This is a genomic window from Bradyrhizobium centrosematis (genome assembly GCF_045571495.1).
GTDB lineage: Bacteria > Pseudomonadota > Alphaproteobacteria > Rhizobiales > Xanthobacteraceae > Bradyrhizobium > Bradyrhizobium centrosematis.
In genome coordinates this window covers 3,996,831-4,012,642 of the sequence record NZ_CP120703.1, presented here as the reverse complement: position 1 = coordinate 4,012,642, position 15,812 = coordinate 3,996,831, and the positions used below count along the sequence as shown (strand labels likewise).

Sequence of the window (15,812 nt, the reverse complement as noted above, 5' to 3'; positions counted from 1 at the left end):
AGAGACACCTTGCAGAACAGCGCCGGCGCGCGCGCATTCCAGAATGCGCGATTGCAGAAGAAATTGAAGAAGCAGGCCGACGCCATCATCTCCGCGGCGGCAAGCGCCTTCGGCCAAGGCCGGTATGCCGAGACCGATGCGCTCTGCCGCCAGATCCTGCAGGCCATTCCGGATCATTTTGACGCCACGCACCTGCTCGGCGTGTGCGCGCAACAGGGTGGGCGCCTTGAAGAGGCGCAACAGCTACTCGAACGCGCGATCTCGATCGATCCGCGTTCGCACGAGGCGCAGAGCAATCTCGCGACCGTCTACTTCGTTGTTCAGAAATTGGAAGCGGCCCGCGTCTGCCAGGAGAAGGCGATCGCGCTGAAGCCGAATTTCACGCCGGCCCTGGCCGGCCTCGGCAACATCTTGCTCCAGATGAACCTGCCCGAACAGGCCATCGAGGCGTACGATCGCGCCGTCAAGCTGAAGCCCGACTATGCCGACGCGCTTTGCAATCGCGGCGTGGCGGAGATGGCGCTGTACCGGTTCGACCGCGCCAGGGAGAGCTTCGATCGCGCGTTGTTGTTTCAGCCGCGCCACGTCGAAGCGCTCATCGGCAAGGGCGCGGTCAGCATCGAGCTCAGGCGCTATGACGAGGCGGAAGCTGCGCTCGCAGCGGCGTTCGCGATCAAGCCCGATTCGGCGAAGGTTCTGGCGCAACGCGGACGCCTCAACGCGGCACTGTCGCGGCTGGAGCAGGCGGCGGCGGACTTCGATGCGGCACTTGCACTTTCGCCCCGGTTCGAAGTGGCCTTGCGGGGAAAGGCAGAGGTCGCGCTCGGCATGGGAAATACCGCACAGGCGATCCTGGCCTGCACGACCTTGCTTGAGCAGAATCCGCGTTCCACGATCGCGTTGGCGCTGCTGAGTTCCTGCTTTGCAAACCAGGGAGAGATCGCATCCGCAATCGAACATCTCGACGCGGCACTGGCGATCGCGCCGGATCCAGACTTGATGGCGCGGAAGATCTACTTCCTGGACTTTCTCCCTGACGCCGATTTCACGGTCCAGCAGGCCACGCGAAAGTCTTGGGGCGAAGTGATCGGCGCCCGCGTGCCGCAAAGGAAGCTCGCACGCCGGCAGCTCGACCCCGACAGGCGGCTCGTGATCGGTTATGTGTCTTCCGAGTTCTGGTACCACTCGGCGGCATTCGGCCTGCTGCCAGTGCTGCGCCATCATGATCATGTCAATTTCGAGGTCGTCTGTTATTCGTGCTCGCCGACGCGAGATGCGGTGACGGCCGAATTCAGGTCGGCGGCAGACGTCTGGGTCGACGCCTGGCAGATGCTCGACGACCAACTCGCTGATCGTATTGAGGCCGACAAGGTCGACATCCTGATCGACGTGTCCGGGCATTCGTCGGGCAACAGGCTCCAGGTCTTCGCCCGCAAACCGGCTCCCATCCAGGTCACGGGCTTCGGACATGCGACCGGTACGGGCCTTCGGACCATGGACTACGTGCTCGCGGACCCAGTCTTCATTCCGCAGTCGGCGCGGCATCTGCTGGCCGAAAAGGTCTACGACCTGCCGTGCCTGATCACGATCGATCCGATCCTGGATGTGCCGCCTTCGGAGCTTCCCATGCTCCGCAACGGCTACGTCACCTTCGGCGTGTTCAACCGCGTCAACAAGATCTCGGATGAGGCGATCCGCGTATGGTCGAAACTGATGCGCGAGGTGACCGGATCGAAGATCATCATCAAGCATACCTTGCTTGACGATCCGCTGGTGCGCGACGGCCTCCTCGCTCGATTTGTGGCGCAGGGGATTGCGGAAGAGAACATCACCTGCCTCGGCACGTCGGAGCGTGCCGAGCATCTGCGGGCGTTCGCCGAAGTCGATATTTCGCTCGATCCGTTCCCGCAGAACGGCGGCGTCAGCACCTGGGAATCCCTCTATGCGGGCGTTCCCGTCGTGGCCAAGCTCGGTCACGGCGCCTCGTCGCGCGCCGGCGGCTCCATCGTGGCGGCCGTCGGTCTTGACGACTGGGTCGCCGAGGATGACGAGGGCTATGTCGAGATTGTCCGGAAGTTTGCGGCGCAGCCCGAATATCTGGCGAAGTTGCGCGCGGAATTACCGGCCCGGATCGCAGCTTCGTCCGCGGGCAATGTAGAAACCTACACGCGCAAGGTCGAGCAGGGGTATCGTCAATTCTGGCGCGACTATTGCGCCGCGGCCCCGGAAAGCGGGGAGGTCGCCTAACCAGCCGAACCGCGCAGAGCTTGTGGACGTGCGCTCTCGCCCCGAGGAGCGTGACGATCACACGAAGGGCGGCTTGATGTTGCTGCGCTTCTCCAGCCACTCCGGCACCGGAAGGTTCTTGGCGCGCATGAAATCTGCGTTGAACAGCTTCGACTGGTAGCGGCTGCCGGAATCGCACAGCACGGTGACGATCGTCTTGCCGGGCCCGAGCTGCTTGGCGAGGCGCATCGCACCAACAATGTTGATGCCGGTCGAGCCGCCAAGGCAGAGACCTTCATGCTGGAGCAGCTCGTAGATCATGCTGACAGCTTCAGCGTCGGGAATGAGATAGGCGTCATCCACCTTCGCGGTCTCGACGATGGCGGTCGCGCGGTTGAGGCCGATGCCTTCGGTGATCGAGCCACCGGGCGTCGCCTTGGCGTCGCCGGTTCGGAAATATTCGTACATGCCGGCGCCGTGGGGATCGGCGCAGGCGATCCGCACGTTCTTGTTCTTCTCCTTCAGATAGCGGCTGGTGCCGGCGAGCGTGCCGCCGCTGCCGACCGAGCAGACGAAGCCGTCAACCTTGCCGCCAGTCTGCTCCCAGATCTCCGGTCCTGTGGATTCGTAGTGTGCCTTGGCGTTGTCGAGGTTGTTCCACTGGTCGGCGAACAGCACGCCGTTCGGCTCGGTCTTGCGCAGCTCGTCGGCAAGACGGCGACCGACATGCTGGTAGTTGTTGGGATTGGCGTAAGGAAGGGCCGGGACCTCGATCAGCTCGGCGCCGCACAGCTTCAAGAAGTCCTTCTTCTCCTGGCTCTGCGTTTCCGGAATCACGATCAGGGTGCGGTAGCCACGGGCGCTCGCGACGACCGCAAGGCCAATGCCTGTATTGCCGGCGGTTGCTTCCACCACGAGACCGCCGGGCTTGAGTTCGCCGCGCTTCTCGGCCTCCAGGATCATCCATTTGCCGGCGCGATCCTTGACCGACTGGCCGGGGTTCATGAATTCGGCCTTGCCGAGAATGGTGCAGCCGGTCAGTTCCGAGGCGCGCTTCAGCTTGATCAGCGGGGTGTTGCCGATGGCTTCGACAACGTCGTTTCGAATGGTCATGTCAGGGAAATCGCTATCGGGTTGATCTGGTTGACCCGAACCTAGTGCTTGGAGGACCAAAGGGGAAGGCTTTTGCGCTGCGGCGAAACCGGCTGAAACGCCTGTCCAAACAATGATTTTCTCGAGCGGTGTGACCTGCGACGATGGGCTTGGGCGCGAGGCGATATCGGTAGGACGAAATGGCTGAACTCCGCCGCAGCACGAAAGATGACGGTCGCCGCCAGCCATTTCACGACCGCTTTCTTCCAAGGCCGAACCGAGCAGCCATCGCGGGTGCGGATGGCGCTTGGATGTCCCAAGTCATATCTCCCTCCAGAAGCGGGCATCCGTTTCGGCCATTGACGGCCTTGAGACCTGGCTCGATTGGAGCGCGAAACTGAACCGACGCCGCGCGGCGGGCAGGGCACGGCCGGACGGAAAGGCTCAGGTGCCGGTGTGGCAGCAATATCACATGAAATCTTGGTAAGCTTGATCTCGCCTTCTCCGGTTTCGAGAATGAGAGAAGTCTCTGCAGGACAGGCATGTTCTGCATTTTCACCGGTTGGCCTCCGGCACGTTGGCGCGGCTATCTCGCAACTGCGGGACTGTCCGCCAGTTCAGCGCCCGGCTAGTATCAATGTCGAGGTTCCGCAGAAAGCATCACCCCTGTGAACGAGTTGTCCAAAGCCTCCCGACCGTCCCGCCGCGAATCGGTTACTCCGGTTGCGCGGCGGCATGATCTGCCCGGCGGGGGGTGGATGTGACACAGGATGTTCCGGCGATCGCCATGCGGCGGTCCGAAGGTGCTACATCCCGGGCGTGGCGCGCGGCGCGCTGGTTTGCGGCGCTGAGCCTCGCTGCCGCCTCGGGTGCTTGCGTGCTGACCCAGGACCTTCCCGACCCCGCCCTCGACGTTCCCGCGCAGTACAAATACGCCGGCAAGGGCGATGCGCCGCCGTCACTCGATTGGTGGCGCGGCTTCCGCTCCGCGGAGCTGACCCAGCTGATGGAAGAGGCCCAGACCGTCAACCTCGACATCGCCGCCGCCGTCGCGCGCATCGTTCAGGCGGATGCTCAGGCGCGGCAGGCGGGCGCGGCGCTGCTGCCGAGCGTGTCGACGAGCGGGTCGGAAACCTATTCGCGCACCTCGGGCTCGAGCGCGTCCGGCCTGTCCATCGGCGGACGCGAGGTCGTCAATTATTCGGCTTCGCTGAGCGCGAGCTATCAGCTCGACTTCTGGGGCCAGAACCGCGATGCGCTGCAATCGGCCGAGGAGACGGCGAACGCCAACCGTTTCGACCGCGACACCGTCGCGCTGACGACGCTGGCGGCCGTCGCTAACGCCTATTTCCAGGTGCTGGCCTCGCAGGACCGCATTAGGACCTCACAGCGCAACATCGCGAGCGCGCAGCGCATCCTCGATGCCGTGAGGGAGCGGCGCAAGGCCGGCACGGGCACGGATCTCGATGTCGCCCAGCAGGAGAGCGTGCTTGCCAATCAGAAGGCCCTGGTGCCGCCGCTGCGCCAGACGCTAGACCAGAATGTCAACGCGCTCGCCGTGCTGGTCTCGCGCCCGCCAGAGAGCGTGCGTGTGCACGGCGGCTCGCTGGATCGGATCGCGATCCCGCGCGTGGCGCCCGGCCTGCCGTCGGAGCTGCTGACGCAGCGGCCGGACATCCGCCGGCAGGAGGCGCAGCTTGCGTCTGCGACCGCCAACGTCGGCAATGCCCGGGCCCAGTTCTTTCCGACCATCCAGCTGACCGGCAATGGCGGCTATCAGAGTTCAGCGCTGGTCTCGCTGTTCCAGCCGCATGCGGCGTTCTTCCAGCTCGTCGGCAGCGCCACGCAGCCGATCTTCGACGGCGGCAAGATCCTCGGCAATTTCGAATTGGCCAAGGCGCGGCAGGACGAGCTGCTGCAGACCTACCGCAAGACCATCGTCCAGGCCTTTGCCGACGTCGACAACGCGCTGTTCTCGATCAAGCAGACCACGATCAAGCTGCAATTGCAGCGCGACGTCGTCGCCGCTTCGCGCCGCGCCTTCGATCTGTCCGAGCAACAATTGCGCGCCGGCACCGCCGACATCGTGACCGTGCTCAATACTCAGCTGACCCTGTTCCAGGCGGAAGACGCGCTGTCACAGGCGCAACTGGCCCGCCTGCTCGCCATCGTCAGCCTGTATCAGGCGCTCGGCGGCGGCTGGGAGCCGCGAATGGAGAAACCGGTCAATGCTCTTTAAGCCGGATGGCAGGCAAGGCGCGGAGGAAGGGACGGCGAGAAGGTCGCGCGGCCGCGGTTTCATCATGACCCTGGTCACGCTCGCGATCCTCGGCGGCCTCGGTTATCTCGGCTGGACCGCCACGCATCAGCAGCAGGCCAATAATCGCAACAATCAGCGGCTCGATCTGCCGGTGCCGGTGCTGGCGGCAAGCCCGCGGGTGCAGGACGTTCCGGTTTATCTCGACGGCGTCGGTGCGATCCGCGCGCTCAACACCGTGACCGTGCGGTCGCAGGTCGATGGCAAGTTGATTGCGGTGAACTTTACCGAGGGCCAAGACGTCAAGAAGGGCGACGTGCTCGGCGAGATCGATCCCGCGCTCTATCAGGCCACTTACGACCAGGCGGTCGCCAAGAAGGCGCAGGATCAGGCGCAACTCGCCAACCAGCGGATCGACCTGACCCGCTACGAGCAGCTCGCCGCCTCCAACGCCGGCTCCAAGCAGCAGGCCGACACCCAGCGCGCGCTGGTCGCGCAGACCGAGGCATTGGTGAAGGCGGATCAGGCCGCGATCGACAACGCGGCGGCGACGCTGAGCTATACCAAGATCGTGGCGCCGATCTCGGGGCGCGCCGGCTTGCGCCAGGTCGACCAGGGCAACATCATCCATGCCTCCGACACCACGGGGCTCGTGGTGATCACGCAATTGCAGCCGATCGCGGTGTGGTTCAGCCTGCCGCAGCAACAGATCATGCGCGTCAATGCGGCCGCCGCGAAGGGCCCGCTCGCAGTCGACGTGTTCGGCAATGACGGCATCACCGTGATTGACACCGGCAAGCTCACCGGCATCGACAATCAGGTCGACCAGACCACCGGCACGCTCAAGCTCAAGGCGGAATTTCCCAACGCCAATTACCAGCTCTGGCCCGGCCAGTTCGTCAATGTCCGCCTCAAGGTCGAGACGTTGACCCAGGCGCTGGTGGTGCCGACGTCTGCGGTGCAGCGCGGCCCGATCGGGACCTTCAGCTACGTCATCGGCCAGGACAATATCGTCTCGGCCAAGCCCGTGACGGTGACCCAGCAGAACGAGCATGACGCCGTGATCGCCAGTGGCCTGTCGGCGAATGACAGGGTCGTCACCACGGGCTTTGCCAATCTGTCCGACGGCTCCAAGGTGATCGTCGGCCGCGACGACCAGACCCCGTCGGCCGATCTCGCCCCGCGCAAGCGCTCGCGCGGCGCCGACGCCCAGAAGAAGGATGGCGCCAAGGAGAGTCAGAACGAAGGGCAGAAGGACGGACAAGGCAAGGACGGCGAGTTCCGCGCCAAGCGCAAGAGCAGCGAGGGCGACCAGAAGGGACAGACCGGGCCGGCACCGGGGCCGGGAGCATCGGGATCTGGAGCCAAGCAGCCATGATCCCATCAACAGCCGCCTGAAGCGGCAGGCAGATCCCATGGGTGTCTCCGAACCCTTCATTCGCCGGCCGATTGCGACCTCGCTGCTCGGCATCGCGCTTCTGATCGGCGGGCTGCTGGGCTATTTCGCGCTGCCAGTCTCGGCGCTGCCGCAGGTCGACTTCCCGACCGTGCAGGTGACGACGCAGCTGCCGGGCGCGAGCCCCGACGTGATCGCCTCGCTGATCACCGCGCCGCTGGAGCGGCAGCTCGGGCAGATCCCGTCGCTGTCGGCGATGAACTCGACGAGCTCGTTCGGTGTCAGCCAGATCTCGCTCCAGTTCGATCTCAACCGCGACATCGATGGCGCGACGCAGGACGTGCAGGCCGCGATCAACGCCGCAGCCGGCGTGCTGCCCAAGACGCTGCCTTATCCACCGACCTACGCCAAGGTGAACCCGGCGGACGCGCCTGTCATGACGCTGGCGCTGCGCTCGGACACCATCTCGCTGCGCGCGATGAGCGACATTGCCGACACCATATTGGCGCAACGTTTGAGCCAGATTTCCGGTGTCGGACGCGTCTCGGTGCTTGGCGGATTGAAACCGGCCGTGCGCATCCAGGCCGATCTGGCACGCCTCGCTGCCTATGGCATTGCGATGGAGGATCTGCGCACCGCCATCGCCAACGCCAATGTCTCGGGGCCGAAAGGCTCGCTCGATGGCGCGCAGCAATCCTACATCATCGCGGCCAACGACCAGATCGCTGCGGCCGACGCCTACAAGCCCGTCATCATCGCCTATCGCAACGGCTCGCCCGTCACCATCGCCGATGTCGCGCAGATCGTGGACGGTCTGGAGAACGACCGCACCGGTGGCTGGTACCAGGGCACGCCGGCCGTCATCATCGACATCCAGCGCCAGCCCGGCGCCAACGTGATCGACGTCGTCAGCCAGATCCGCGCCGAAATCCCCAAAGTGCAGCGCGCGATCCCGGCCGGGGTGAACCTCACCATCGTCTCCGATCGCACCGTCACCATCCGAGCCTCGGTGCGCGACGTGCAGTTCACGCTGGTCCTTGCGGTCGTGCTGGTGACCCTTGTGGTGCTGCTCTTCCTGCGTTCGCTGCGCGCGACCATAATCGCTGGCGTGGCACTACCGCTGTCCCTGATTACGAGCTTCGGCATCATGTATTTCGCCGGGTTCAGTCTCGACAATTTGTCCCTGATGGCGCTGACGATCGGCACCGGATTCGTCGTCGACGACGCCATCGTCATGATCGAGAACATCGTGCGCCACATGGAGAACGGCGACGGCGCGATGGAGGCTTCGCTCAAGGGCGCCAGCGAAATCGGCTTCACCGTGATCTCGCTGACGGTCTCCCTGATCGCGGTGTTCATCCCGCTCCTGTTCATGTCAGGCCTCGTCGGGCGCATGTTCCGCGAATTCGCGCTGACCTTGACGATCGCGGTCGTGACCTCGGCCGTAGTCTCGCTGACGCTGACCCCGATGATGTGCTCACGCCTGCTCAAGCACGCCCATGAGGAGCTGGCGGTGCCGGGATTGGCCGCGATCAGCCGCTTCATCGACCGCACTGTCGAGGCCTATCATGGCTCGCTTCTGTGGGTGCTGGAGCGCCAGCGCGCCACGCTGGTCGTGACATTCGCCACGCTGATCGCGACCCTGGTCCTCTACATCGTCGCGCCAAAAGGCTTCCTGCCGCTGCAGGACACCGCCTCGATCACGGCAGTCACAGAGGCCGGAGCAGACGTGTCGTTTGCGGAGATGCAGAAGCGGCAGGCCGAGGCGGCCGAAGCGATCAAGAGCGACCCGGACGTGGTCGGCGTGGTCTCGGTGATCGGTGCAGGCTCGGTCAACCCGACCACCAATGTCGGCCGGCTCGTCATGAGCTTAAGGCCGCGCGGCGAGCGGCGCGACGATGTCGCGGTCGTCATCACTCGGTTGAAGGATAGGGTGGCGGGTATCCCCGGAATGACCGTCTATTTCCAGCCGGTGCAGGACGTGCAGATTTCGACCCAGTCGAGCCGCTCGCAATACCAGTACACGCTGACCGGGACCGATGCGACGCTGGTGTCGGAATGGGCGCGCAAGCTGGTCACGGAGATGCGCCGCGATCCCTTGTTCCGCGACGTTTCCTCCGAGGCGCAGGAAGGCGGCCTGCGGGCGCAGCTCGACGTCGACCGTACCCGCGCGGGCCAGCTCGGCGTGAGCCTGCAAGGAATCACCGATACGCTCAACGACGCGTTCGCGCAGCGCCAGATCTCGACCATTTACGGTCAGGCCAACCAGTACCGCGTGGTGCTGGAGGCGCTGCCGATGTACCAGCGCGATCCCTCGATCCTGTCGAAGCTCTATCTGCCGGGCGCGGCGAGCACCACCGCCGGCGCGCCGAGCGCTCAGGTGCCGCTGTCGGCCGTGGCGACGCTGAAGCGCACGACTGCGCCGCTCGCGATCTCGCACCAGGCGCAATTCCCTTCCGTGTCGCTCAGCTTTAACCTCGCGCCGGGCGCCGCGCTCGGCGATGCGGTCGAGGCCGTGAAGACGATCGAGACCCGGATCGGCATGCCCAACAGCATCGTCGGCGTCTATGCCGGCGATGCCGCCGAATTCGCCAAGGCGCTTGCGGGGCAGCCCTGGCTGCTTCTTGCCGCCGTGATCACCATCTACATCGTGCTCGGCGTGCTCTACGAGAGCTACATCCACCCGATCACGATCCTGTCGACGCTGCCCTCGGCCGGCGTCGGCGCGATCCTCGCGCTGGTGCTGTGCGGGCAGGACCTCTCGGTCATCGGCCTGATCGGCATCATTCTCTTGATGGGCATCGTCAAGAAGAACGCGATCATGATGATCGACTTCGCGCTCGAGGCCGAGCGCGGGCAGGGCATGTCGCCCAACGAAGCCATCGTGCAGGCCTGCCTCTTGCGCTTCCGCCCGATCATGATGACGACGCTGGCCGCGCTGTTCGGCGCGCTGCCGCTCGCGATCGAGAGCGGCACCGGCGCCGAGCTGCGCTTTCCGCTCGGTATCTCCATCATCGGCGGCCTGCTGCTGAGCCAGCTCCTGACGCTCTACACGACGCCGGTGATCTACCTTGCGCTCGACCGCATCAACCGCCGCCTCGAGCAGGCGCTGCCGCCCGCTGAATCCGGCGGCCCGCCGGTCGCGGGCGCGACCGAGGGGATGCAGTGATGGCGTCGATCTCGGAGCCCTTCATCCGCCGCCCGGTCGCCACCACGCTGCTGTCGATCGGGTTGTTCCTGCTGGGTGTGGTCGCCTACGAGTTCCTTCCCGTCGCCTCGGTCCCGAATGTCGACTTCCCCGCCATCTTCGTCTCGGCCAGCCGGCCCGGCGCCGACCCGTCGGTGATGGCGGCGACGGTGGCGTCTCCATTGGAGCGGCGGCTCGGTGAGATCGCCGGCATCAACCAGATCACCTCGACCTCGACGCTCGGCAACACCAGCATCCAGCTCCAGTTCGACATCGGCCGCAGCATCGACAAGGCTGCGCGCGACGTGCAGGCGGCGATCAACGCCGCGATGGTCGACCTGCCGAGCGACCTGCCGACGCTGCCGCGATTCCGCAAGGCCAACACGGCCGGCGCGCCCGTCTTCGTGCTGGCGCTGACCTCGAAGACGTTGTCGGCCAGTGCAATCTACGACGTCGCCGACACGGTGCTGGCGCAGCGCATCTCGCAGGTTCCGGGTGTCGGCGACGTCACGGTATCCGGCGCCGACCAGCCAGCCGTGCGGGTCCAGCTCAATCCGGTCGCGCTGTCGAATGCCGGCATCGCTACCGACGACGTGCGGACCGCGATCGTCAACGCCAACCCGCTGGGTCCTGTCGGCATCTTCAACGGTGAGCGCCAGAGCGAGACGCTGGCGCTCAATCGGCAGATGCGCACGGCGAAGGAATTCCGCGACATCGTCATCAAGAGCTCCAACGGCAATTTCGTGCGACTGTCCGACGTCGCCGACATCGAGGATTCCGTCCGCAACGCCCGGTCGATCGCCTGGTTCAACAAGCAACCGGCGGTGCTGATCCAGATCACCAAGCAGGGTGATGCCAATGTCATCGATACCGTCGATAGGGTGAAGGCGCTGGTTCCCCAGCTGAAGCAGTGGATTCCCGCCGGCGTCGAGATCTCGACCCTGGTCGACCGCACCGGCACGATCCGCGCCAGCGTGCTCGACATGCAATGGACATTGCTGGCGACCGCGGTCCTGGTGATGCTCGTGGTGTTCTTGTTCCTGCGGCGGCTGACGCCGACGATCGCGGCCGGCATCTCGGTGCCGCTGGCACTGGCCGGTACCTGTGCCGGCATGTGGGTGGCCGGCTTTTCGATCGACAATCTGTCGCTGATGGCGCTCGCGATCTCGGTCGGCTTCGTGGTCGACGACGCCATCGTCATGATCGAGAACATGTATCGCAATCTCGAGCACGGCATGCGGCCATTCCGTGCGGCGCAGGAGGGCGCGAGGCAGATCGGCTTCACGGTGGTCTCGATCAGCCTGTCGCTGATCGCGGCGTTCACGCCGCTGATCTTCATGGACGGCATCGTCGGCCGCCTGCTGCGCGAATTCTCGCTGACGCTGACCTTCGCCATCCTGGTCTCGACGCTCGTGTCCCTCACGGTCACGCCGATGATCTGCGCCCATTACATCCGGCAGACTACCTCCGGCACGGCCACCCTGTTCGATCGGCTGATCGAGGGCTCGCTGTCGCGCATCGTCGCCTTTTACGCCCGAACCCTGCGCGCCGTGCTGGATTACCCGCTGGCGACCCTGCTGGTGTTCTTCGCCACCATCGGCCTCACCGTGACGCTCTACATCAAGGTCCCCAAGGGCTACTTCCCGACCGACGATTCCGGCTTCGTCATCGGAGCGACGCGGGCCTCGGCCGACATCTCGTTCCAGTCGATGCTTGGCCTCCAGCAGCGGCTCGCCGACATCGTGATGCAGGATCCGGCCGTGGCGGGCATCGGTTCGACCGTCGGCGCCGGAGGCGGGCCAGGGGGAGCGACCTCGAACCGCGGCGTCATGTACATCAGCCTGAAGCCGCCGGAGCAGCGCGATCACGTCTCGACGCAGACCGTGATCGACCGCCTGAGGCGCGCGCTCTACCCCGTGCCAGGCATCCGCCTCTTCATGTTTGCCGCCCAGGACGTTCGTGCCGGCGGCCGGCAGAGCGATTCCGACTACCAGTACACGCTGACCAGCACCGACCTCAGTCTGCTGCAGAAGTGGGCGCCGATCGTGGCCAAGCGCATGGAGAGCGTCGAAGGCATCACCGACATCTCCAGCGATCGCGACCCCGGCGGGCTTCAGCTCACGCTCGCGATCGATCGGCAGAAGGCTTCGGCGCTCGGCGTCAGGGTCCAGGACATCGACAACGCGCTGAACAACGCCTTCTCGCAGCGGCAGATCTCGATCATCTACACCCAGCGCAACCAGTACATCACCGTGCTGGAGATCGATCCGAAATTCCAGGTCGATCCTTCCAACCTCGATCGCATCTATGTCGCCGGCGCGGGCGACGCGCAGGTGCCGCTGTCGGCCGTGGTGCATGCCACGCGCGGGCTTGCCGCGCTCGCGGTCTATCACTCCCAGTCCTTTCCCTCGACCACGGTGTCGTTCAACCTCCTGCCGGACGTGCAGCTCCAGGCGGCGACGCAAAACATCCAGCGGGCGGTGGAAGAGCTGCACATGCCGGAAGGTATCCGCGGCAGCTTCGACGGCAATGCCGGCGACTTCGCCAGGACCAGCGGCCGCCAGCCGCTTCTGATCCTCGCTGCGCTGGTGGCGATGTACATCGTTCTCGGGGTGCTCTACGAGAGCCTCGCCCATCCGCTCACGATCATCTCGACGCTGCCCTCGGCCGGGCTCGGTGCGCTGCTCGCCCTACAGCTCACCAATACGCCGCTGACGGTGATCGCCTTCGTCGGCATCATCCTCTTGATCGGCATCGTGAAGAAGAATGGCATCATGATGGTGGATTTCGCGCTCGACGCCGAGCGCCAGCGCGGCCTGTCCTCGGCGGAGGCGATCTTCGAGGCCTGCCAGGCGCGCTTCCGCCCGATCCTGATGACGACGATGGCGGCGCTGTTCGCCGGCATCCCGCTGGTGATCGCCACCGGGCCCGGCACGGAGCTGCGCCGTCCGCTCGGCATCACCATCATCGGTGGCCTGTTCGTCTCGCAGATCCTGACGCTCTACACCACGCCCGTGATCTACCTCTTGATCGACCGCCTGCGGCGGCGGTCCGAACCGCGTCCGGTGCCTGCGCCCGCGGAATAGGTTGTTGAAGCCCCGCTTCAAGCGTATAGCCGCGCCCATGTCGAACCCGCCCGATACGGCCGCCGCCGATCCGATCCCAGAGTGCCCGCATTGCCAGAAGCCGATGCCGCTGTGCATCTGCGACAGCGTCACGCCGATCGAAAATCGGTTGTCGCTCCTGATCCTGCAGCATCCGCAGGAGCAGGACAGGGCGCTCGGCACCGCGCGCCTGCTGGCCAGGCATTTCGCCGATGCAACGGTGCGCGTCGGTCTGTCCTGGCCGAGCTTGTCCAAGGCGCTGGGACGGCCGGTCGAGAATGCTGCGCGCTGGGCCGTGCTCTATCTCGGCTCGGCGCGCGCCGCCGATCTCGACGCCGAAGGCGAGATCATCGCGCTCAACCGCAAGGGTGAGATCGCGGAGAACCAGCGCGCGATCCTCGGCAAGCTGGAAGGGGTCGTGCTGCTCGACGGCACCTGGAGCCAGGCCAAGGCGCTGTGGTGGCGCAATCCCTGGATGCTCAAATGCCAGCGCGTGATCCTCAACCCGGCGCATCCCTCGCGCTATGGGCGCCTGCGCCGAGAGCCGCGCCGTGAGGGGCTCTCGACCATCGAAGCCGCGGCGACGGTCCTCGCCGGCCTCGAGCGACGTCCCGACATCGCCGACACGCTGCATGCGAGTTTCGAACGACTGCTCACACGCTACCGCGAGGTCCAGGCCGAGATGCCGGAACTGGCGCCCAAACCCGCCCCGAAGGGCCGCCGCGACTTCCGTCGTCGCAAACGAGCCTGACTTTGCCGACATGATCGGCACGGTTGCGATCCCATAACGACCGCGCCGGGGGCGACGAGCCAAACTCAGACGAAGGCAGTTGCCTAAGCCATTGATCCCCTATATTGGTCCGCCCTTACGGGGCCACGTGGCGGAGTGGTTACGCAACGGTCTGCAAAACCGTGTACACCAGTTCAATTCTGGTCGTGGCCTCCATCACAACACTCTGATTTCCCAGCACAATTCGATTTTGCGGTGGTTCCGCCGATGCTGCGCGCGACACTCCGCCGAGGGGCGGGGTGGCGCGGCCACCGGGTTTGCCCGGGGGCCGGCCGGAAACCCCCGATTCAGGCCCGCTGGCATAGAGTTCGCATCTGCGAAGTGAAGCATCTCGTCATCCCGAGCCCTGGAGCCACAAGTGGGCGACATCGTCCGATTCGTTCCGAAATCCGAGCTGGAGCGGGCCCGTCTCATTCGTGAGGCCCGCGCGATCTACGACAGCATCTTTCCATCGGCCCCACCGGACCGAGCGCCGCAGGATGGCGAGGATCGCGTCAAAAATTGATCATTGCCGGGCCGGGTTTCCGGCGCAGGCCGCGCGGCAACACGCCCGCAAGATAGGCGGTCGGCTCACGTTGAAAGCAGGGCTCAGGAGGCCGCGTACCAGCCGTCGGGGAATGGCAAAAGAGGCCAGGCGCCATCATTGTCGTTGGCGGCCATCGGAGTTGTCCTGGACATCGCGTCAAAATTCCAGGCCCGCGGCACGAATTGCTGCGCCGGAGCGGAAGCGAAATCTTCAATGAGCATGGCGTCCCGGACGGCATCCAGCAGCAAGTTGAATTCGGCTTCGCTTCTCATCGCACCCTCGCAAAACGCGGATGGCGCAATGTCGCAAAGCCGGTTTGTTACCCGATTGAGCCGATCGTTCGCATTTTAACGATCCGGCGATCGTGGCTCGATTGGTTAGCGATGTCTAAATAATCCCCTTGGGGACCGTACGTTCCGACCGCTCACGCCCGGTGTGAAAGGGATCACATCCCGCGCGATTTATTTCTCCTACCTCTCTGCACGACACCGGTTGGGAAAGCCGCGAGGCGGGCAGGGCAGAGAGGACACGGGTCATGAAGGCGAGGGTCTTGCGGGCTGCAGGCGTGAAGAGCCGGGCGCGTCGCGCCTCGACGGTCGGACTGCTCCTGACGCTGTTTGCCTCGGCCGCCCATGCGCAGGGAACGGCCGAGCAGCGCCGGGTCTGCACGCCCGATGTTTATCGGCTCTGCACCGGCGAAATCCCAATGTCCGTGCCAACACCGCTCGCCTGCGCCGTAACCGCGCAAGCCTAAGCGCGGCTTGCCGCGGCGTGTTCGATCACGGTGGCTAAACGGCCCTACTTGTGGGTTTGTGCGCAGCAAGTACCTCGCACGGGCTCGCGAATCCGCCATGGTCGGCCTGTGGATATGCTGTGGAAGACCAGTGAATTTGCTGCGGATGCCGGAGGCGCTTCGTTTCGGCGTCAGGTCTCAATCGGCGAATTCGATCAAACAGGCTCACCGAATGACCCGATGACGGAGCAGATCGCGGCGTCGGCGGAGATCATGTGGCTATCCCGATTCGGAATCGCGTATCCGCGCCGTCGTGGCCTGCGAACAGTTTTTGTGCAGCCGTTTGCCCAAATGTCGGGCGCGCCCTATCCAATTTTTTGTACGCCCGCGGACAAGCTTTTCGCGCCGCGCTCCCGCACGCTTCCGATCACTGGACCATGGCAGGCGCCATGACATTTCGGAGGAATTGGCGAGATGGAGAAATCGGTTTGGCCCCGGGCG

10 protein-coding genes, 1 tRNA gene and 1 pseudogene are annotated in these 15,812 nt (G+C 65.0%); 10 read left to right on the top strand and 2 right to left on the bottom strand.

What is annotated here, in order from left to right:
* Positions 1-9 precede the first annotated feature (9 nt).
* A complete protein-coding gene (locus P6U31_RS19270) occupies positions 10-2,247 on the top strand; it encodes a tetratricopeptide repeat protein (RefSeq protein ID WP_407183230.1) in 2,238 nt (745 codons plus the stop codon).
* A 57-nt stretch (positions 2,248-2,304) separates the two neighbouring features.
* Here P6U31_RS19270 and P6U31_RS19265 read toward each other — a convergent pair whose 3' ends face one another.
* Positions 2,305-3,339, bottom strand: a complete 1,035-nt coding sequence (locus tag P6U31_RS19265; protein ID WP_407183229.1) for a cysteine synthase A — start codon at positions 3,337-3,339, stop codon at positions 2,305-2,307.
* Positions 3,340-4,072: 733 nt separating this feature from the next.
* On the opposite strand from P6U31_RS19265, the gene P6U31_RS19260 reads away from it, so the two are divergent.
* The 7 genes from P6U31_RS19260 to P6U31_RS19230 all read left to right on the top strand — a co-directional run bounded on the left by P6U31_RS19260 (position 4,073) and on the right by P6U31_RS19230 (position 14,557).
* Positions 4,073-5,557: an efflux transporter outer membrane subunit gene (locus P6U31_RS19260; RefSeq protein ID WP_407183227.1), complete on the top strand. Its 1,485-nt coding sequence runs from the start codon at positions 4,073-4,075 to the stop codon at positions 5,555-5,557.
* The gene (locus P6U31_RS19255) at positions 5,547-6,953 is read left to right on the top strand and encodes an efflux RND transporter periplasmic adaptor subunit (protein ID WP_407183225.1); all 1,407 of its coding nucleotides are present in this window, start codon (positions 5,547-5,549) and stop codon (positions 6,951-6,953) included. Before P6U31_RS19260 ends, P6U31_RS19255 begins: the two co-directional genes overlap by 11 nt.
* Positions 6,954-6,990: 37 nt before the next feature.
* Positions 6,991-10,140 (top strand): efflux RND transporter permease subunit, encoded by a 3,150-nt coding sequence (locus P6U31_RS19250; RefSeq protein ID WP_407183223.1) that lies wholly within the window; start codon positions 6,991-6,993, stop codon positions 10,138-10,140.
* Complete coding sequence (locus P6U31_RS19245) at positions 10,140-13,244, top strand: efflux RND transporter permease subunit (protein ID WP_407183221.1); 3,105 nt, start codon at positions 10,140-10,142, stop codon at positions 13,242-13,244. Before P6U31_RS19250 ends, P6U31_RS19245 begins: the two co-directional genes overlap by 1 nt.
* 37 nt (positions 13,245-13,281) lie before the next feature.
* Entirely contained in the window at positions 13,282-14,013 is a 732-nt protein-coding gene (locus P6U31_RS19240) for a tRNA-uridine aminocarboxypropyltransferase (RefSeq protein ID WP_407183219.1), read from the top strand.
* 121 nt (positions 14,014-14,134) lie between these two features.
* Positions 14,135-14,208, top strand: a tRNA-Cys gene (locus tag P6U31_RS19235).
* A 202-nt stretch (positions 14,209-14,410) separates the two neighbouring features.
* Positions 14,411-14,557: a hypothetical protein gene (locus P6U31_RS19230; RefSeq protein WP_164937738.1), complete on the top strand. Its 147-nt coding sequence runs from the start codon at positions 14,411-14,413 to the stop codon at positions 14,555-14,557.
* Between the two features lie 83 nt (positions 14,558-14,640).
* Here the strand turns inward: P6U31_RS19230 and P6U31_RS19225 are convergent, their stop codons facing one another.
* On the bottom strand, positions 14,641-14,850 hold the full coding sequence (locus P6U31_RS19225; RefSeq protein ID WP_407183217.1) for a hypothetical protein: 210 nt from the start codon (positions 14,848-14,850) through the stop codon (positions 14,641-14,643).
* A gap of 263 nt (positions 14,851-15,113) precedes the next feature.
* Here P6U31_RS19225 and P6U31_RS19220 point away from each other — a divergent pair.
* Positions 15,114-15,370 (top strand): annotated as a pseudogene (locus P6U31_RS19220) (hypothetical protein).
* A 76-nt stretch (positions 15,371-15,446) separates the two neighbouring features.
* Positions 15,447-15,764 carry a hypothetical protein gene (locus tag P6U31_RS19215; RefSeq protein WP_407183215.1) on the top strand — a complete coding sequence of 106 codons (318 nt, stop codon included), beginning with the start codon at positions 15,447-15,449 and terminating at the stop codon, positions 15,762-15,764.
* The last annotated feature ends 48 nt before the right edge of the window (positions 15,765-15,812 follow it).